The 19,639-nt window shown below is 66.6% G+C and carries 16 protein-coding genes; 7 read left to right on the top strand and 9 right to left on the bottom strand.

The features are described 5' to 3' along the window. Positions 1 to 12: 12 nt before the first annotated feature. Positions 13 to 396 (bottom strand): thioredoxin family protein, encoded by a 384-nt coding sequence (locus QZ709_RS19750; RefSeq protein ID WP_294639252.1) that lies wholly within the window; start codon positions 394 to 396, stop codon positions 13 to 15. A 117-nt stretch (positions 397 to 513) separates the two neighbouring features. Here QZ709_RS19750 and QZ709_RS19745 point away from each other — a divergent pair, with 117 nt between their 5' ends. Continuing rightward, positions 514 to 915, top strand: coding sequence for a PA2779 family protein (locus QZ709_RS19745; RefSeq protein ID WP_294639251.1), 402 nt, complete (start codon positions 514 to 516; stop codon positions 913 to 915). 44 nt (positions 916 to 959) lie between these two features. Then, a complete protein-coding gene (locus QZ709_RS19740; RefSeq protein ID WP_294639250.1) occupies positions 960 to 1,886 on the top strand; it encodes a PA2778 family cysteine peptidase in 927 nt (308 codons plus the stop codon). 29 nt (positions 1,887 to 1,915) lie between these two features. Here the strand turns inward: QZ709_RS19740 and QZ709_RS19735 are convergent, their stop codons facing one another. Next, positions 1,916 to 3,466 carry an aldehyde dehydrogenase gene (locus QZ709_RS19735; RefSeq protein ID WP_294639249.1) on the bottom strand — a complete coding sequence of 517 codons (1,551 nt, stop codon included), beginning with the start codon at positions 3,464 to 3,466 and terminating at the stop codon, positions 1,916 to 1,918. Positions 3,467 to 3,580: 114 nt separating this feature from the next. Here QZ709_RS19735 and QZ709_RS19730 point away from each other — a divergent pair, with 114 nt between their 5' ends. Further along, on the top strand, positions 3,581 to 4,201 hold the full coding sequence (locus tag QZ709_RS19730) for a ParA family protein (protein ID WP_294639248.1): 621 nt from the start codon (positions 3,581 to 3,583) through the stop codon (positions 4,199 to 4,201). An 18-nt stretch (positions 4,202 to 4,219) separates the two neighbouring features. Continuing rightward, positions 4,220 to 4,372 (top strand): hypothetical protein, encoded by a 153-nt coding sequence (locus QZ709_RS19725; RefSeq protein WP_294639247.1) that lies wholly within the window; start codon positions 4,220 to 4,222, stop codon positions 4,370 to 4,372. Between the two features lie 19 nt (positions 4,373 to 4,391). On the opposite strand, the gene QZ709_RS19720 is transcribed toward QZ709_RS19725, so the two are convergent. From QZ709_RS19720 to QZ709_RS19690, 7 genes are all read right to left on the bottom strand, one after another. Continuing rightward, complete coding sequence (locus tag QZ709_RS19720) at positions 4,392 to 6,218, bottom strand: methyl-accepting chemotaxis protein (protein WP_294639246.1); 1,827 nt, start codon at positions 6,216 to 6,218, stop codon at positions 4,392 to 4,394. Between the two features lie 127 nt (positions 6,219 to 6,345). Next, positions 6,346 to 7,773, bottom strand: a complete 1,428-nt coding sequence (locus tag QZ709_RS19715) for a DUF3138 family protein (RefSeq protein WP_294639245.1) — start codon at positions 7,771 to 7,773, stop codon at positions 6,346 to 6,348. Between the two features lie 84 nt (positions 7,774 to 7,857). Further along, positions 7,858 to 8,712: an ABC transporter permease gene (locus QZ709_RS19710; protein ID WP_294639244.1), complete on the bottom strand. Its 855-nt coding sequence runs from the start codon at positions 8,710 to 8,712 to the stop codon at positions 7,858 to 7,860. Beyond that, a complete protein-coding gene (locus QZ709_RS19705) occupies positions 8,709 to 9,629 on the bottom strand; it encodes an ABC transporter permease (RefSeq protein ID WP_294639243.1) in 921 nt (306 codons plus the stop codon). The genes QZ709_RS19710 and QZ709_RS19705 overlap by 4 nt, the downstream gene beginning before the upstream one ends. A 10-nt stretch (positions 9,630 to 9,639) precedes the next feature. Continuing rightward, entirely contained in the window at positions 9,640 to 10,773 is a 1,134-nt protein-coding gene (locus tag QZ709_RS19700; protein WP_294639242.1) for an ABC transporter ATP-binding protein, read from the bottom strand. Positions 10,774 to 10,781: 8 nt separating this feature from the next. Continuing rightward, positions 10,782 to 11,864, bottom strand: a complete 1,083-nt coding sequence (locus QZ709_RS19695) for a polyamine ABC transporter substrate-binding protein (RefSeq protein WP_294639410.1) — start codon at positions 11,862 to 11,864, stop codon at positions 10,782 to 10,784. A 231-nt stretch (positions 11,865 to 12,095) separates the two neighbouring features. Beyond that, on the bottom strand, positions 12,096 to 13,463 hold the full coding sequence (locus QZ709_RS19690) for a glutamine synthetase family protein (RefSeq protein ID WP_294639241.1): 1,368 nt from the start codon (positions 13,461 to 13,463) through the stop codon (positions 12,096 to 12,098). Positions 13,464 to 13,696: 233 nt separating this feature from the next. Here QZ709_RS19690 and tssI point away from each other — a divergent pair, with 233 nt between their 5' ends. The 3 genes from tssI to QZ709_RS19675 are packed head-to-tail and all read left to right on the top strand — an operon-like array spanning position 13,697 to position 19,237. Further along, positions 13,697 to 16,933, top strand: a complete 3,237-nt coding sequence (gene tssI, locus QZ709_RS19685) for a type VI secretion system Vgr family protein (RefSeq protein ID WP_294639240.1) — start codon at positions 13,697 to 13,699, stop codon at positions 16,931 to 16,933. 60 nt (positions 16,934 to 16,993) lie between these two features. Continuing rightward, the gene (locus tag QZ709_RS19680) at positions 16,994 to 18,718 is read left to right on the top strand and encodes a LysM peptidoglycan-binding domain-containing protein (protein WP_294639239.1); all 1,725 of its coding nucleotides are present in this window, start codon (positions 16,994 to 16,996) and stop codon (positions 18,716 to 18,718) included. 9 nt (positions 18,719 to 18,727) lie between these two features. Further along, positions 18,728 to 19,237: a hypothetical protein gene (locus QZ709_RS19675; protein ID WP_294639238.1), complete on the top strand. Its 510-nt coding sequence runs from the start codon at positions 18,728 to 18,730 to the stop codon at positions 19,235 to 19,237. Positions 19,238 to 19,639 lie beyond the last annotated feature (402 nt).

Below are 19,639 nucleotides of genomic sequence, written 5' to 3'. Positions count from 1 at the left end.
CCTCCGCGCCCGTCAACGCAGCTGGTGCGCCAGGGACACATAGGCCCGGGCCTGGTCCTCGGGCACACCGAGCGCCGGCTGCGCCGGGGTCTCCCCACGCGCCTGCCATGCCGCCACCCGCTCGGACTGCACCGCCAGCAGGCGCTGCACGTCCCCCAGGCGCGGCAGCACGGGGCCCGCAAACAGCACGCGGCCCTGCCAGGCCACCATCAGGGTCGGGAAGGTTTCCACATCGACGTCGCCAACCAGGTCGGCCTCGTCCTCGATGTCGATCCAGCGATAGCGGTGCCCGGGTGCCCCCTGTTTCAGCTCGGCAAACACGGCCTCGTACTCGCGGCAGGTGCCACACCACGCAGCGCACAGGCAGACGACATCCAGAACAGGCAAGGCAGACATGACCCGATTTTGAGCGCAAAAACGCGGGACGGTCGTTCACGCTTGCTTACCGATCGACCTGTTGCATCCCCGGAGGGCAGCGGTATGCTTTGGCGACAACAACTCAAGGATGTACCCATGAACCGCAAGATGAAACTCGTCGCCTGGGTGGTGGCCGCCGCCCTGAGCCACACCGCCGGCCTCCAGGCCGCGCACGCGGGCATGATCGCCACCGAGGCGGTGGCCGGCCAGGTCACGCAGGCCGAAGCCAGCCAGCGCCGCGCCGAGGTGCTGGCCACGCTGGAGCGTGCCGATGTGGCCGAAGCCCTGGCCGCCAAGGGCGTGAACCTGGACGACGCCCGCGCCCGTGTCGCATCGCTGACCGACGCCGAAGTCGCCCACCTGGCCGACACGCTGGAACACGCCCCTGCCGGCGCCGGCGACGTGCTGGGCACCGTCGTGTTCATCTTCCTCGTGCTGCTGGTGACCGACATCCTCGGCTTCACCAAGGTGTTCCCCTTCACCCGCTCGATCCGCTGAACCCGCTTCGACGCACCGTGCTGACCGCCGGGCTGGTAGGGGGCTTGCCCCTGCTGCCCGGCTGCGCCGCGCTCGTCGGCTCCGGCGCCCCGCAGTCGCAGGCCCTGCGCGCACAGCCGCCGGCCGACCTGCCGGCGCGGGTGAACCTCACCGACACGCCCTTTCACCCGCAGACCGCCCTGCAATGCGGCCCGGCCGTGCTCGCCACGCTGCTGGGTGCTGCGGGCCGCCCGGTCGCGCCCGAGGCACTCAGCCAAGCCGTCTTTGTGCCGGAACGCGGCGGCAGCCTGCAGCTCGAGATGCTGGCCGCCGGCCGCAGGCACGACGTCGTGCCCACCGTGCTACCGCCACGGCTGGTGGCCGTGCTGCGCGAGGTGGCGGCCGGCCACCCCGTGGGCGTGCTGCTGAACCTGAGCCTGCCCATCATGCCGATGTGGCACTACGCCGTGGTGGTGGGCTACGACCTGCCGGGCGGCGAGGTGCTGCTGCGCTCGGGCGAGACCCGCGAGGCGCGCATGACCCTGACCACCTTCGAGCACACCTGGGCCCGCTCACGCCACTGGGCCTTCGTGGCCCTGCCACCCGACACCCTGCCGGCCACCACAGAGGTGGCCGCCACGCGCGATGCGCTGCTGGGTTTCAGCCGGTTGGCGCCCCCCGCGCGGGCCACTCTGGCCTGGCAGACGGCGTCCGCCCGCTGGCCGGACGACACGGTGATCGGCATGGGCCTGGGCAACAGCCTGGTGGCCCAGGGCGACCTGGCCGCCGCCGAAGCGGCCTTCGCGCAGCTGGCCGCGCGCACCGACAGCGCAGCCGCCTGGAACAACCTGGCCGGCGTGCGCCTGCAACGCGGCAACCCGACGGGCGCGCGCGAGGCCGCCCGCCAGGCCGTGCGGCGCGCCACCGAGGCCGAGCCCGTCTGGCTCGACGCAGCCCGCGCCACCGCGGCGCAGGCCGAGGCCGCGCGCTGACTCAGGCCCGCTGACTCAAGCCCACTGACTCAGGCCCCGTCCAGCCGGATCCAGGTCGTCTTCAACTCGGTGTACTTTTCCAGCGCGTGCAGCGACTTGTCGCGGCCATTGCCGGATTGCTTCACCCCCCCGAACGGCACCGTGATGTCGTCGTCGTCGTACTGGTTGACGTGCACCGTGCCCGCACGCAGCGCGCGTGCGACGCGGTGGGCGCGGTCCAGGCTGCGGCTCCACACGCTGGCCTGCAGGCCGTAGCTGGACGCATTCGCCAGGCTCACCGCCTGAGCCTCGTCCTCGAAACGGACCACGCTGAGCACCGGCCCGAAAATCTCTTCCTGCGCGATCGTCATGTCGTTGCGCACGCCATCGAACACCGTGGGCTCGACGTAGAACCCGCCCGTGTCGGCACGCGCCTGGCGGCCGCCGGCCAGCAACCGCGCGCCCTGCGCGTTCCCTTGCTCGATGTAGCGCAGCACCGTGTTCAGCTGCCCCTCGTCGACCAGTGCCCCCATGACGGTGCCCGTCGACAGCGGATCGGCCGGCTGGAACTTCGGCGTGAGCGCGACGATGCGCTCGACCACCGCATCGGCAATGGACGCGTGCACCAGCAGGCGCGACGGCGCGTTGCACGACTCGCCCTGGTTGAAGAACAGGCTGCCCGCCACCGTCGCGGCGGCCCGGTCCAGGTCATCGAAGTCGTCGAACAGCAGCACGGCCGACTTGCCGCCCAGTTCGTTGAACACGCGCTTGAGGTTGCTGCGGCCCGCGTACTCGAGCATCTTGCGGCCCACGCGGGTCGACCCCGTGAAGCCGAGGGCATCGACATCCATGTGCAGCGCCAGCGCCTCGCCGGCCTCGTGCCCATAGCCCGGCACGACGTTGAACACGCCCTCGGGCACACCGGCCTTCAGCGCCAGCTCGGCCAGGCGCAGCGCCGTCAGCGGCGACTTCTCGGACGGCTTGAGCACCACGCTGTTGCCACATGCCAGCGCCGGCCCCAGCTTCCACGCAGCCATGATCATCGGGTAGTTCCAGGGCACGATGGCGCCCACCACGCCCACGGGCTCGCGCTGAATCAGCGCCAGCGCGTTCGCCGGCGTCGGCGCGATCTCGTCGTACACCTTGTCGATGGCCTCGGCGTACCAGGCGATGCAGCGGGCCGCGGCCGGCACGTCCACGCTCAGGCTGTACTGGATGGGCTTGCCCATGTCCAGCGTCTCGAGCAGCGCCAGCTCGTCCTTGTGCTGCGTGATCAGCTCGGCAAAGCGCAGCAGGATGCGCTTGCGCACGGCTGGCGCCTTGCGCGACCAGCGGCCGTCCTCGAAAGCCTGGCGCGCGGCACGCACCGCCGCATCCACATCGGCCTGCTGGCCCCGCGTCACATCCAGGAGCTTGCGCCCGTCGATCGGAGAGTGGCAGGCAAAGGTCTGGCCGTCCACGGCGGCGACGCGCTGCCCGCCGATGAAGGCCCGGCCGTCCAGCCGACCTTCGGCCAGGAGGGCATCGGCCCGGTCTCGCCACAGGCCGGCGGTGGCGCTCGCGGCGGGGTGGGAAGCGGGGGGCAAGGTGGGTTCGGTCATCGGGCATCCTCCTGTCCCCCTACTCTAGCCAATCCCCGCCCGGCCCGGCGAGACCGTCACGACAAGGCCACGCCGCCTGCGCCACAATGGTCCGGTTGATGCAGGAGGAACGTCATGCCGGTGATCGTGGTCGCCAATCCCAAAGGGGGCGTGGGCAAATCCACGCTGTCGAGCAACATCGCGGGCTGGTTCGCGCGCCAGGGGCACGCGGTCATGCTGGGCGATGTCGACCGCCAGCAGTCCTCGCGGCTGTGGCTCAGGCTGCGCCCGGCGCACCTGCCGCGTGTCGTCACCTGGGACATCAGCGAAGACCACATCGCGCGCCCGCCCAAGGGCACGACCCACGTGGTGCTCGACACCCCGGCCGGCCTGCACGGCAAGGGGCTGGATGCCGTGATGAAGCTGGCCGACAAGGTCATCGTGCCGCTGCAGGCCAGCGTGTTCGACATCTACGCCACCCAGGACTTCCTGACGGCCCTGGCCAAGAAAGGCCGCGCGGAGGGCAAGCAGGTGGGCGTGGTGGGCAACCGCATCAAGGACCACACCAAGGCCACAGAGCACCTGTGCGAGTTCCTGGCCACGATCGACGTGCCGCTGGTCACGCTGCTGCGCGACACGCAGAACTACGCCCACCTGGCCGCACACGGCCTCAGCCTGTGGGATGTGCCGGCCAACCGGGTCGAGAAAGACCTGGGCCAGTGGGCCCCGCTGCAGGACTGGCTGACGGCCCCCTGAGCAGGCGGCATCGGGCGCGTGCGGAGCGAGGCCATCCGCGGCCAGGCCGAGCGCTTCGACGCCTTCGCCAGCCTGCCGCACCTGCCCTTCCCGGGCGGGCGGCTGTTCCGGGTGCCGTTCACGGCGCTGGGCGCGCTGTACTACGACCTGCGCGACCGCCTGGGCGTCTGAGCGCCCTGGCGCGTCGGCTTCAGAACGTTTCCCAGTCGTCCGCGACCGTGGCGGGCCGGGCAGGCGCCTGGGCAGGGGTGTGGGCCGGGGCGTGCACCTCCGTGGCAGGCTTCGGCGCAGCCGGTGCGGCGGAGGTCGTCACCCGTGCCGGCGCGCGGCTCGCGGCGGGCGCGGCCGTCTGTGTCGACGCCGCCATCGCAGGACGGGCCATCGGCTTCATCGCCGCCTCGCGCGGGGCCGCCGGCGCCATCGGAGCGGGCGTGGCGCGCAGCGCAGGCGTGGCCGCCACCGGGGCCCCCGCCGCCATGCCATCCAGCCGGAACACGGCCACGGCCTCGACCAGCTGCCGGGCCTGCTGCTTCAGGCTCTCGGCCGCGGCCGCGCTTTCCTCGACCAGCGCGGCGTTCTGCTGCGTGGCCTGGTCCATCTGGTTGACGGCCTGACCCACCTGGCTCACGCCCGAGCTCTGCTCGGTGCTGGCGGCGCTGATCTCGGCCACGATGTCGCTGACGCGCCGGATCGCGTCGACGATCTCCGTCATGGTCTGGCCAGCCTGATCCACCAGGGTCGTGCCCTGCTCGACCTGGCTGATGCTGTCGGTGATCAGGGTCTTGATTTCGCGGGCGGCGCTGGCACTGCGCTGCGCCAGCGCGCGCACCTCGCCGGCCACCACGGCAAAGCCGCGTCCCTGCACGCCGGCCCGCGCGGCTTCCACCGCGGCATTCAGGGCCAGGATGTTGGTCTGGAAGGCGATGCCGTCGATCACCGAGATGATGTCGCCGATCTTGCCCGAGCTCTGCTGGATGCCGCGCATGGTGTCCACCACCTGGCCGACCACCTCGCCGCCACGCTGGGCCACGCTCGACGCACCCGACGCCAGCTGGTTGGCCTGGCTGGCGTTGTCGGCGTTGTGCCGCACGGTGCTGCTGAGCTGGTCCATGGTGGCTGCGGTCTGCTGCAGCGCGGCGGCCTGGGTTTCGGTGCGCTGGCTCAGGTCCAGGTTGCCGTGAGCGATCTCGGAGCTGGCCGTGGCCACGCTTTCGGCGTTCCCCCGCACGCGGCCCACCACCTCCACCAGCCGCGCCTGCATGTCGTGCAAGGCGCGCAGCAGCACACCGGTCTCATCGGTGCGGGTGGTGTCCAGCCGTCCGGTCAGGTCGCCGGCGGCCACACGCTGGGCGGCCTTCACGGCCTCGTGCAGCGGCGCGGTGATGCTGCGGGTGATCAGCCAGGACACGGCCCCGCCCAACAGCAGCGTCAGCACGCCCAGGGCCCACAGCAGCCGCGCGCTGGCGGCATTCAGCGTGGCGATGTCCTTGGCGCGGCGGTCGATTTCCTCGCGCTGCAGCGACTGCAGGGCCTGCATGCCACCCAGGTAGGCCTTGGCGGCCGGCATGAAGTGCTGGTTCAGGTCCGTGCCCGCCTCCTCGACGCGGCCGGCCTTCTTGTGCTCGGCAATGCGGTCGCGCACGGTGATGAACTGCTTGCGATGGGCCGCCACCTCGTCGAAGACCTGGCGCTCACGCGGGTTGGACAGCAGGGCCTCGATCGACTTCTGGTAGTGGCTGGACGCCTTGCTCGCTTCGGCCACGTCCTCGGCAAAGAACGCCACCAGCGACGGATCGCTGCTGCGGGCGATCGCGGCCGTACGGCGCACGCCGGCGTTCACGTTGGCATACCAGTCGCTGACGAGACGCTCCTTGGCCAGCGGGGTCTCCATCATGCCGGCCGTCTCACGGGCCGTCTCATGCAGACGCCACAGGCCGATTCCCGTGGTCAGGACGCAAAGAAACAGGACAAGGGCGAAACCCAGGGCCAGACGCTGGCCGATGGACAGTCGTGACATACACACTCCGGAAGGTGCAGCCACACGCCCCGGCCAGCGCACACGCGCCACCGGTCAGGCTGCCGCCTAGACATCGGTCAAGGTGCGCCAGACTTGAACCCGCCGGCCCCGTCCTGTGCCGGAGTGCTCAGAAACTGACGACCACCGACGTGCCGAACAGCTGGTTGGACTTCTTGTAGTCGTTGGACCGGGTGTCGAGGAACACCGGGCCGCTGGCCCAGTCGTACCGGTACTCGAACTTGAACAGCGTGTTGAGGTTGAAGGCGTAGTTCAGGCCGAGGCTGAGGGCGCCACGGTCGACGCCCTTGTTCGGATCGCCGCCTTGCGCCGGACCGATGCCGTTGTACGGGTCGGCGACCGCATAGGTCAGCAACCCGCCGCCGTTCTTGCCGTTCCAGATGTAGTCGGCACGGGCGGCAATCTCCAGCCAAGGCTCGAGCTTGTACGCCGCCAGCGCGGACAAGCCGGTCCAGTAGGCATCACGCAGCGTGCCATCCTCTGCGGGTGTGACGGACGCCTTCAGCTGGCGGCCCGCCGACAGTTGCCCCTGCAGCGTCCAGTCACCACGGATGAAGTAGGCATCGAACTCGAAGGTGTCCACGCGGGAGTCGCGCTGGCGAATCACTTGACCGTCGGCATCCAGCCCGCCGCCTTCAGAGAAGTTCGCCGCCCGCCCATGAATCCCCGCGAAGCCAAAGCCCTGGAACTCGCCCTTCGCGTAGTCCACCCGGTAGGCAAACACGGGCGTCTTCTCGTTCGGCTGCCGGCGGCTGGCCGCCATGTTGGCCACCACGGCCTTGGTCAGCCACTTGCCGCGCAGGATCTCGAAGCCCGCCCCGGTGTAGGACGCCGGCAGCGTGGTGTCGAACAGCAGGTTGTGCGTCACGAACTTGTTGAGCGTGGGCTGCAGCATCTCGTAGCCCGACCAGTCGGGCAGATGCCCCGCGATGAAGCGCGTCTGCAGGTCGGTGATGGGCACCGACACCGAGGCCTCCTGCACCGGCGAGCTCGTGCCTTCCGACACCGCCTGCGTACTGCGCTGGGGCACCAGCGTCAGGCGCCAGCGCGCACCGCTGTCGGTCTCCTTGACGATGTCGAGCGCCACCGTGCCGATGTAGGACGTGTCGTAGTAGTAGCCCCCCTCGTCCACCGGGTTGAGGAACTGGAAGCCCGCGCGGTGCTGCCGCTGGTTGAAGATCCAGGTCGGGTCCATGTAGCCGCCGATCTTCAGGCTCTTGAAGCCCAGCATGTCGCGCGAGTCCTCCAGCGCCTCGGCCTTCACGGCGATGCGGTTGAAGTCCTGCAGCTGCTCGGGCGTCATGCCCGGGGCCGGCGCGGCCGCAGCCGCCTCAGCCTGCTTCGTCTCCTGCGCCTCGAGCTTCTTTTCCAGCTCGGCCATGCGCGCCTTCAAGGCCTTGAGCTCCTGCAGCAACTCGGCGTTCGACTGCGCGGCCGCCGGCAGCGGAAAGGCCGCCGCCAGGGCCACCGCCAGCGCGGTGGCAGCCGGCCAGGCGCGGGCGGGACGGGCCGCAGGGGATGAGGACACGGTGTTCATGGGGCTGGGCTCCTGATGTCGTTGCGGGTGTCGTTGCAATCGGTTGTGCTTGTCTTGCCGGAAAGGGATGCGCGGCGGCCCGCCTCAGCCGTGGGCCGCCTTCGCCATGTCCTGCTGCCGTCGCCGCTCGGCACGGGCCAGCGCATAGCTGCCGCCCACCACCGCCAGCGCCACCACGGCAATCACCACCGTGGCCACCGCGTTCACGCTCGGGTCGACCCCCAGCCGCGCACGCGAGAAGATCACCAGCGGCATCGTGGTCGAGCCCGGGCCCGACAGGAAGGCCGCCAGCACCACGTCGTCGAGCGACAGCGTGAAGGTCAGCAGGAACGCCGAGGCCAGCGACTGCGCGATCATCGGCAGCGTGACCAGAAAGAACACCTGCGCCGGCCGCGCACCCAGGTTGAGTGCGGCCTCTTCCAGTTGCGGGTTCAGCGTCTGCAGCCGCGCCTGGATCACCACCGTGGCATAGGCCAGCCCCACCAGCAGGTGGCCCAGCCAGATCGTCACCATGCCGCGCTCGGGAAAGCCCAGCCAGCGCTGCAGCGACACCAGCATCAGCAGCAGCGACAGCCCGACGATGACCTCGGGCATCACCAGCGGCGCGTTGATCATGCCCACCATCAGCGTGCGCCCGCCAAAGCGCTTGAAACGCACCAGCGCCAGTGCGGCCAGCGTGCCCAGCACCACCGCCGCGCAGGCCGTGAAGAAAGCGATGCGCAGCGACAGCCACAGCCCCTGCAGGATCTCGGTATCGTCGGCCAGCTTGCTGAACCAGCTCAGCGTGAAGCCACCCCACACCGAGGGCAGCGGCGACGCGTTGAACGCAAACACCACCAGCATCACGATGGGCAGGTACAGAAACGCGAAGCCCAGCGCAAGCCAGGTGCGCGACACCCAGCGGCCCCGGCGCAGGTAAGACGGCAGCCCCTCGCTCATCGCCCGCCCTCCTGCGCTTCGGCCTGCACCTTGTTGAACCACGCCAGCGGCACGATGATCAGCAGGATCATCACCACCGCCACGCTCGAGGCCATGGGCCAGTCGTTGTTCGCAAAGAACTCGTCCCACAGCACGCGGCCAATCATCAGCGTCTGCGGCCCGCCCAACAGCTCGGGGATCACGAACTCGCCCACGCACGGGATGAACACCAGCATCGAGCCCGCCACGATGCCCGCGCGCGACAGCGGCACCGTCACCTTCCAGAACGCGACCCACGGCGTGGCGCCCAGGTCGTAGGCCGCCTCCAGCAGCCGCAGGTCCATCTTCGACAGGTTGGCGTACAGCGGCAGGATCATGAACGGCAGGTAGGTGTAGACCATGCCCAGCACCAGCGAGAACGCCGTGTTCAGATACTGCCCGGGCCCGGGGATCAGGCCCAGCGCCATCAGCAGCTGGTCGGCGTGCACCGCATTGAGCGCCATCGCGGCCCAGCCGCCCTCGCCCAGCAGGCCTTTCCACGCATACACGCGCAGCAGAAAGCTGGTCCAGAACGGCAGCATCACGGCCATCACCAGCGCCGGCTGCACGCTGCGGTCCGCCCGCGCCATGAAGTAGGCAAAGGGGTAGCCGATGGCCAGACACAGCACGGTCGTGATCGCGGCGTACTTCAGGCTGTTCAGGTAGGTCAGGAAGTACAGCTCGTCCTGCGTGATGAACAGGTAATTGCCCAGCTTCAGGCTCAGCTGCAGCACGCCGTCCTTCCAGGTGATCAGGTCCTTGAAGCTCACCACCTCCATCTCGGAGACGCTGATCTTCATCACGATCAGAAAGGGCAGCAGGAAGAACACCAGCAGCCACGCATACGGCACGCCGATCAGCGTGCGGTCCCGCCAGTTCAGCTTGGGGTGATGGGCCATCGCCTTCGCCTTACTGCGTCAGCACCACCTGGGCCGACGGGGCCCAGCTGGCATGGGCTTCGTCGCCCCAGGTCAGCGCGTCGTCGACGTGGCGCTGCGTGTTGCCCTGGCTCACCTTCAGCACGGCCCCGCTGGGCAGGGCCAGGTGGTACACCGTGCTGTCGCCGAAGTACACAATGTCCTTCACCGTGCCCTTGACCATGTTCAACGGCCCCGCGGGCTCGCCGGCCTGGGGCTCGGGTGGCCGCTTGCCGATGCGGATCTTCTCGGGGCGCAGCGCCACCGTCACCGCCATGCCCTCGTGGCCCGTGATGCCGTGGCCCACGAAGTGCCGCACGTCGGCGCAGGCCACCTCGCAGTGGTCGGCCTCGTCCACCACCAGCGTGCCGTCCATCAGGTTGACGTTGCCGATGAAGTCGGCCACGAAGCGCGTCGACGGCGTCTCATACACCTCGTGCGGCGAGCCCACCTGCAGGATGTGGCCCTCGCTCATGATGCCGATGCGGCTGGCCATGGTCATGGCCTCTTCCTGGTCGTGCGTCACCATCACGCAGGTCACGCCCACCGACTCGATGATGTTGACCAGCTCGATCTGCGTCTCTTCGCGCAGCTTCTTGTCGAGCGCGCCCAGCGGCTCGTCCAGCAACAGCAGCTTGGGCTGCTTGGCCAGGCTGCGCGCCAGCGCCACCCGCTGCTGCTGCCCGCCGGACAGCTGGTGCGGCTTGCGCTGCGCGAACTTCGTCAGCTGCACCAGCTTCAACATGGCCTCCACCCGCTCGGCCATCTGGGCGCGCGGCATGCCTTCGCGCTTCAAGCCGAACGCGATGTTGTCCCACACGCTGAGGTGCGGAAACAGCGCATAGCTCTGGAACATCATGTTGATCGGCCGCTCGTACGGCGCAAGCCCGGCCAGATCCTGACCGCCCAGCATCAAGCGCCCCGATGTGGGCGCATCGAAGCCCGCCAGCATCCGCAGCAGCGTCGTCTTGCCGCAGCCGCTCGAGCCCAGCAAGGCAAAGATCTCACCCTGCCGGATCGACAGCGACACGTTGTCCACCGCCCGGAAGCTGCCGCCGTCCGGGCTCACGAAGTCCTTCACCACCCGGTCGATGACCAGGTAGCCCTCCCCTGTCCTGCTGTTCATCGTGTTCTTTACAGGCCGGTCTTGAAGGACGTGTAGATGCGCGTCATCTGGCGGCGGATGTCGTTGTTCAGCGCCTCGGGCTGCGCCATCTTCTTCATCTCGGCCTCGGGCGGGAACACCGCCGGGTCATTGGCCACTTCGGGCTTGATGAACTTGCGCGACGCGAGGTTGGGGTTGGCGTAGAACACCTTGTTGCTCAGGCCCGCATGCACCTCGGGACGCAGGATGTAGTTGATCCACTTGTGGGCGTTGTCGGGGTGCGGCGCATCGGCCGGGATCACCATCGAATCCATGAAGATCACGCCGCCGGTCTTGGGCGTCAGCGTCTGGATGTTCTGGCCCGTCTTGCCTTCGATCGCGCGGTTCTTGGCGATGTTGATGTCGCCCGAGTAGCCGAACACCGCGCACAGCTGCCCGTTGGCCAGGTCATTGATGTAACCGCTCGAGCTGAACAGCGTCACGTACGGGCGGATGGTCTTCAGCAGCGGCGGCACGGCCTGGTAGTCGGCGATGTTCTTCGAGTACGCCGGCTTGCCCAGGTAGTGCAGCGCCGCCGGGATCACCTCGGTGGGCGAATCCAGGAAGGACACGCCACAGCTCTTGAGCTTGCTGATGTACTCCGGCTTGAAGATCAGGTCCCAGGCGTTGTCGGGCATGGGCGTGCTGCCCAGTGCGGCCTTGACCTTGTCCACGTTGATGCCGACCGTGGTGTAGCCCCACATCCAGTTGACCATGTACTGGTTGCCCGGGTCGAGCCGCCCCAGCTGCGCGAGGATGGCCGGATCGAGGTTCTTCCAGTTCGGGATCTTGCTCTTGTCGATTTTCTGCAGCAGCCCGCCATCGGCCTGCAGCTTGGCCCAGTACGACGAGGGCACGACGATGTCATAGCCCGTCTTGCCGGCCACCAGCTTGGCGTGCACGATCTCGTTGTTGTCGAACACGTCGTAGCGGACCTTGATGCCGGTCTCCTTCTCGAAGTTGGCAATCGTGTCCGGCGCGATGTAGTTCGACCAGTTGTAGATGTTGAGCACCTTCTCTTCCTCGGCGTGGGCCCCGAAAGCCACCGCCAGGCTCAGCCCCAGACAGCTCATCAGCTTGCCCCAGGAAGGCATCGCACTCGTCTTCAAACGCATGGTCGTCATCTCCAGCCCAACGGGGGCGAACAATGTCGTGTGTGCCCCGACTCGGGGCGGGTCCTCAAACTGAAATTGTGACGTGCCGCTGTGGCGCCCATGCCGCACCGACCGTCGCCGCCGCACCCCGGCAGCCACGCCACGGGTCCTGCAAGAAGCAGGCCGGCGCAGCAGCCGGCGTCGGTCGGCTCACACGTGCAGCAGCAGGTGTTCACGCTCCCAGGGCGAGATCACCTTCATGAATTCCGCGTACTCGACTTCCTTGATCTCGGTGTAGACCGTGACGAACTCGTGTCCCAGCACCTCGGCCAGGTCGGCTTCGTCGCGCAGCAGGGCCAGCGCCTCACCCAGACTGCGGGGCAGGCCATAGTCCCCGAGATAGGCGTCACCCCGGCATTCCGGCGACGGCTCGATCTGCTTGACCATGCCGAGGTAGCCACAGGCCAGCGTGGCCGCCAGCGCCACATACGGGTTGGCATCGGCCCCGATGACGCGGTTCTCGATGCGCCGCGAAGCGGGGGTGGCCACGGGCGAACGGAAGCCCACGGTGCGGTTGTCCGCGCCCCACTGGATGTTGATGGGCGCGGCCGTGGCGCGCACCAGGCGCCGGTAGCTGTTCACGTAGGGCGCCATCAGCGCCATGGCCGCGGGCACATAGCGCTGCAGCCCCCCGATGAACCAGTAGAACGCCTTCGACGGGCTGCCGTCCGGGTTGCTGAAGATGTTCTGCCCGGTGGCCGTGTCGACCACGCTCTGGTGCACATGCATGGCGCTGCCCGGCTCGTTGGCCATGGGCTTGGCCATGAAGGTGGCGTACATCTCGTGGCGCAGCGCCGCCTCGCGGATCGTGCGCTTGAAGAAGAACACCTCGTCGGCCAGGCCCAGCGGGTGGTCGTGGAAGAAGTTGATCTCCATCTGACCCGCGCCCACCTCGTGGATCAGCGTGTCCACGTTCAACTCCATCTTCTCGCAGTAGTCGTAGATGTCCTCGAACAGCGGATCGAACTCGTTGACCGCGTCGATGGAGTAGGCCTGCCGCGAGGTTTCGGCCCGACCGCTGCGCCCCCGGGGCGGCCTCAGCGGCATGTTGGGATCGGTTGACCGCTCGATCAGGTAGAACTCCAGCTCGGGCGCCACCACGGGCGACCAGCCCCGGTCCGCATACAGCTGACACACCCGCCGCAGCACCGAACGCGGCGCATACGGAATGAGGTTGCCCTCGCGGTCGAAGCAATCGTGGATGACCTGCGCGGTCGGATCGGACGCCCACGGCACGATGCGCACCGTCGCCGGATCCGGCTGCAGGTGCATGTCGCGGTCGGTCGGGGTGATGACGTCGTAGTACGGCCCGCTGGCCGGAAACTCACCCGTCACGCCGATGGCCACGATGCCCTCCGGCAGCCGCATTCCGCGGTCTTCGGTGAACTTCTGACGCGGCAGGATCTTGCCGCGGGCCACCCCCGTCAGGTCGGGGACGAGGCATTCGATCTCGGTCACGCGCCGCTCGTTGAGCCAGTGCTCCAGTTCGCTGAAACTGCCCGGTAACTTGCCTTGCATGGGTCCTCGGTGTGTACGGCGCTGAAACCAGTTTGCCAAAGCGGCCAGGGGTGTCAAGCACGCGCCATTCCAGACCTCGTCACACCGGACACAAACGCTTGCACTTTTCCGGTGCAGCGGGCGCCCCCAGACGGGGGTCGTGCCGCGTGACGGCCGGGCTTTTGCGATACCGTCGCCCCCATACAGCGCGCCCGTGCATCCGCACACGGGCGCCCGACACATCAGGGACGACCATGACCGACCATTCCGGCATCCAGCATGCCCTGGGTGACGCTGCGCGCCGCGCGCTCGGCGGCCTGCTGGCCGAGCTGAGCGCCTTCGGCCCCAACCAGCACACCCGGCTGCTGCGTCTGCACACCCCGCTGGGCCCCGAGACGCTTCTGGCCGAACGCGTGCGCATCCACGAAGGCATCGGCCCGGGGGCCGCCTTGCTGCCCGACACGCTCGACCACGCGCCCACCTCGCACCGCGCCGGCACCTCCGGCATCGGCCATCAGGCTGAGGTGCCCCCCCAGACCGGACAGTGCATCGACCTGCTGGCGCTCAGCACGCAGGCTGACCTGGCGCCCGTCGATCTGCTGGGCCAGCCCGTGCTGCTGGAAATGCTGACGGCCGACACGCTGCGCCCCTTCCACGGCCACGTCACCGCCTTCGAACTGCTGGGCGCCGATGGCGGCTACGCCCGCTACCGCCTGCGCATCGAACCCTGGCTGGCCTTCCTGGGGCACCGCACCGACGCCTGGGTGTTCCAGGACATGAGCGTGCTCGACATCACCGAAGCGGTGCTGGCCGACTACGCTGCACAGGGCACGCTGATGCCTGCGTGGCGCTTCGACCTGGCAGACCGCAGCGTCTACGCCCGCCGCTCGCTGTGTGTGCAGTTCAACGAAACCGACCTCGCCTTCCTGCAACGCCTGTGGGCTGAGGAAGGCCTGTTCACCTGGTTCGAGCACGAAGGGCGCCCCACAGACCTGCCTCACCTGGGCCGCCACACCCTGGTGATCGCCGACCACAACGAGGCCTTCCGCCCCAACGCCCAGCCGCGCGTGCGCTTCACCCAGGCCAGCGCCGTGCTCAAGGAAGACAGCCTCACACGCTGGCACGGGGTGCGCCGCGTCGGCCCGGCCGCGCTGCACACCGCCAGCTTCGACTACCGGGCCGTGGCCAACCACCGCGCCAGTGCCAGCAGCGAGGCCGGCCACGACCAACCTTTCGACCTGGCCCACGCCGACCAGCCGGGCGCCTACGCCTATGAAACGCCCGCGCAGGCCGAACGGCGCGCGCAGGTGCAGATGCAATCGCTGGATGCTGCCCGCAAGCGCTTCGTGGGCGAAGGCACGGTGCGCACGCTGGCGCCGGCCACCACCTTCACGCTGCAGGAGCACGCCGAGCACGATGCCGGCTTTCTGAGCACCGGCAGCACCGAGAACCAGTTCGTGGTGCTGGGCGTGGTGCACGAGGCCCGCAACAACCTCGGGGCCGACGCCCAGGCCGGATTGAAGCGCCTGCTGGGCGATGCCGTGCTGGGCGCCCTGGCTGCCGCAGGGGGCGGCGAAGGGCAGGCAAACGCCTCCGATGCGCCGCTGTACCGCGCCCGGCTGACGGCCCAGCGCCACAGCGTGCCCGTGCGTGCCCCCCTGCGTGGTGTCGATGGCCGCCTGCTGCACCCACGGCCCGTGGTGCACGGGGCCCAGACGGCCGTGGTGGTGGGTTTGGGCGAGCCGGTGCACACCGACCGTGACGGCCGCATCAAGGTGCAGTTCCACTGGCAGCGCGGTGCCCAGAGCAGCCACCGCCTCAGTGCCCCCGCCGACGACAACGCGCCCGCCTCCGACGCCTCCGGCACCTGGGTGCGCGTGGCGCAGGACTGGTCCGGTCAGAACTGGGGCAGCGTCTTCATTCCCCGCCTGGGCCAGGAGGTCATCGTCGGCTTCGTTGAAGGCGACATCGACCGCCCGGTGGTGGTGGGCGCAGCCTACAACGGCCAGGGCACCGACGATGCGCAGGGCAACCAGATGGCTGCAGGCAGCGCCACGGCCACCGGCAACGCACCGGCGTGGTTCCCTGGCAGCCAGCAGGCCGGCGAACTGGAGGGCCACGCCCACACCGCGACGCTGAGCGGCTTCAAGAGCCAGGCGCTGGACGCCTCGCAGGCCGGCGGCGGCGGTCACAACCAGCTCGTGCTGGACGACACGCCCGGGCAGGGGCGGTTGCTGGCGCACACCACCCAGAACCAGACCTGGCTGCAGATCGGCCACCTGCTGCAACAGCATGACAACCAGCGCCTGGCCCACCGCGGGCACGGGCTGGAGTTGCACACCCTGGCGCAGGGCGCCTTGCGCGCCGCCTCGGGGCTGCACCTGTCGAGCTTTGCGCGCGCTGGCGGCACCAGTGCGCAGGCCCGCCCGATGGACACACGCGAGGCACAGGCTCAACTCACGAGCCACGCTCAGTTGGTGCGATCGCTGGCCGCGAACGCGCGCACCCACCTGGCCAACCTGCCCAACGAGGCCGACGCCGACAAACTGCCGGCGCACCAGGCCCTGCAGGCCACGGTGCAAAGCTTGAAAGGCACGGAAGGCAACGGCCAGGGCAGCGAAGCCGATGGCGCGTCGGGCGAGGTGGTGCCCATTGGCGGCGGGCACGGCAGCATCCCCGTCACCGAGCGACCGGATCTGGTGGCCAGCGCCGCCGGAGACATCGCCGGCATGACGCCGGCCCATACGGTGCTGAGCGCCGGCCAGCACACCACACTGAGCGCCGCGCAAGACACCAACCTGCTCGCCCAGCGCCATCAGGCCTGGGCCGTGAAAGCCGGCATCAGCCTGTTCACCCGCGGCGAAGCAAAGAACGAACAGCGCGCCGTGAAGGACGTCGGCATGAAGCTGCATGCAGCCAGCGGCAACGTGAGCGTGCAGGCGCAGAGCGGCGCGTTTTCGCTGACAGCGCTGAAGGCGGTCGACGTGCAGAGCACCTCGGCAGATGTGGTGATCTCGGCGCCCTCGCGCATCGTGCTCAATGGTGGCGGGGGCTACGTGAAGATCGACGGCGGCAACATCGAGATCGGCACGAGCGGGATGGCGCAGTTCAAGGCGGCGATGAAGGAGTTGACGTCGGGGGGGAGTGCCAGCGCCAGTCTGCGTTTGGCCAAGCCAGGGGTGCTGACACTGCCTATGACGCATACACCGGCCTTCAGTGCTGCGCTGGACGTGCATGACGTGTTCTTCAACAAGCCGACCGACAACCTGGAGTTCACGGCCAAGTTCGCGGATGGAAGCGTCAGCTACGGCAAAGTGGAATCGTCTTCAGGCAAGACCCCAAGAATGGCTCGCGAAGCTGCAGAGGTATTTGAAGTACTGGTGGGATCTGACGGCGCGTGGGCAGTGATCGGCGACGATGGCGATTACCGAAGCAACACCGGAGAGTTGCACCACGCCGAAGAAGACGACGTGGACACTGATATTGCCTGAACGTAGGTATCCAGAAGCCTTTACGGGCGCCTGAGAACTCGCAACTGCCGCTTGAAAATCATGGAAACGAACAAGAGCAAAGTCAGGTTACTGCTGGTGGACATACTGGATCAGCCTATCAAGGGGCTGCAGGTAGAAATCCGATCAGCGGACAGAGTATGGCACAGAGCTTCGACCAACGCATCTGGTGTTCTGGAGTTCACCTCTGCTCAAGGCCGAGATCTTGTGGTTCACGTCGAGCACTGGGTCACCAAACAGATGAAACCGGTCGCTAAGTTCTTCGCAGGGCTGGACGACATGGCGATCAAGTTGGTGAGCCCCAAAATCAAGACAAAGGTTGCGGCAGAACCCGCCGGAGCGCCGGGTCTCTACTTGCGGGGCACGTATGTGGTCAAAAAGGGAGACACACTTTCCCGGATAGCAAAGGCGTACGACATCGGCGTCGACTATCTTGCAAAGATCAATGAAATTCAGAACAAGGACGCTCTTTCCATTGGGCAAATCCTGAAAGTCCCACCTGTCAAGAACCGTAGCACGCAACCTCAGCCGCATGCAAAGCCGGTCGGCACCCCTCCGCATTCGGCGATAGATGCCAAGAAGGCACCGACAACCACGACGGGCCAAAGTACGACCCCGAGGAATCAAACCAATGTGGAGGGCAAGCCGGTAATGACTTTGCCGTCCGAGCAATCCGCAGTGATATTCCCGTTCAGCGTCAAGCCGCTCAATGAACCGGGCGGCAGTTTCTCCTGGAATGACTGGCGTAAAATCCACTCCCCCAATGCAGCCTGCTTCGGCGCCACCCGAAAAAGGCAAGGTGGAGGAATACGGCGTCATGCTGGACGGGACTTGTATGCAGTCGACCTAACCGAGGTCTACTCCATCGCAGCCGGCATCGTGCTTAGAGTTTCCCCTTTTTACTGCGCAACCGATCAGGTGAGCATCAGACACACCACCACTGATGGACGAGAGTTCATTGTGCGATATGGCGAACTTGATCCAAAATCCATCAGACTGAAAAAGGGGGACCGCGTTGCTCAAGGCGAGGTCATCGGAAAGACAGGAATCCTCCGAGACGGCAGCGGCAAAAAAATCGTGGTGACACGGAACAAAAATGTGTCGATGCTTCACTTTGAGCTGTTCAGCGGGAAAGCAGGATTGGACAATGCAGACAATTTATCCGCAGGTGGCGAATACTCGAGAAGGTCCGACTTAGTCGACCCGTTGGCAATTCTTCAAGAGGGCTATCTAAACACCTTCAAAGAGGGAGCCCCGAGCCTCGCTAAAGCGGACGCGGGGGAGCGGAAGCCGGCAACCAGCCTTCGCCTTTCCGAGGCTGGGGAAGCCTTCATCAAGGATTATGAGAAGCTGCGACTCGCATACTATGAAGACCACCTCGGATACTGCACCGTGGGTTGGGGGCACCTCACCGGCGGGAAAACGTCGTGTGCCAGTCAGAATATAAAAATTGGCACAAGCATCACAAAAGAGGCTGCGCAAGAACTCTTTGAAGAAGACAGACGAAAACATGAGAACATCGTCAAGCGAGCGATTACAGCCCCTCTTCTTCAGCATGAGTTCGATGCGCTGTGTTCGCTCGCCTTCAACATCGGAGACCTCATCCGTAAAGCACCAAATTTGTGCAGGAAGGTCAACGCTCTTCAGTACAGTGAAGCAGCCGTCGAGTTCCTCGACATCACAAACAACGGAAACAAGGGCTTAACCATCCGACGGCAGCAGGAAAACGCAATGTTTTTACGGGCCAACTACGACTCCACGCACTGAGAACAGCAAATGAATTGCTTTTACAAGCCGCTTGCGGTTGCTTTCTTTTACCTTATGACGGGCTGCCAATCGCAAGCTGAGCAGACATATTGGCTTACTCATATCGCAGCCCCCATCAAGCCTCCGGCAACCATTCACCCCTATCTCGAAAATCCGGCGAATCGCACAGCCGACGTGGCAGCCATTACTGTCAGCAGCGAGAAAATTGTCTTCAACGGCGAATGGTGCGATTACCAGATTGAAAAGATCAAACCTTTCAAGATGGACCGTTTGCTCGCTGACTTGATAGACGACATGGGCGGACGAAAAAGTCTCGACGCATTTCTTTCAAACAAATTGAAGACAGCCATAGTTGACTGGAAAGACGAGCTCACGATCAAGCAGTCCACCAAGCAGATCGACGAATCGCCATGCAAGCTCTTACAAGGCTCTTCAATCTATCGCGGCAAGAACGAGCTGATTCTCTGGGATACAACTTACTTCTATCGCTTCAAGCTGGGAGCCGATTTTAAGTATTGACATCTTTGACAGATCAGCTCAGGGGCCGGGCCCAACAGAGCTCCTCCGGGCAGGAGCGAGACAACAAAGCAATAGGACTTGAAGAAAGGACTGTCTGCGCGGCCGCAAGCACCCCGGCCCAGTCCGCAGGCTGCCTTAGTACCGGCAGCTTGGCGAACTCATCGGGCTTGATGTAGAAGTGCTTAGCATGGGATCGTCTTGTACCTTGCCTGCAATGACAGCGACTCGCCCTTATTGGGGTCACACTGGCCCCGATCGCTTTGGGACAATGCTCTTGACCTGCCCCCCACCAGCCGTACCAGTCTTAAGTTAGTGAAGTCCGTCAACCACCAGGAGAATGACGGACATGAAGAAGAGCAGATTCAGCGAGGAACAGATCATTGGGTTCCTGCGGCAGGCCGA

This window comes from uncultured Aquabacterium sp., from assembly GCF_913773725.1.
In the GTDB taxonomy this organism is placed as follows: domain Bacteria; phylum Pseudomonadota; class Gammaproteobacteria; order Burkholderiales; family Burkholderiaceae_C; genus Aquabacterium.
The sequence above is the reverse complement of the archived record's forward strand: the minus strand, read 5'-3'. Positions and strand labels throughout refer to the sequence as shown.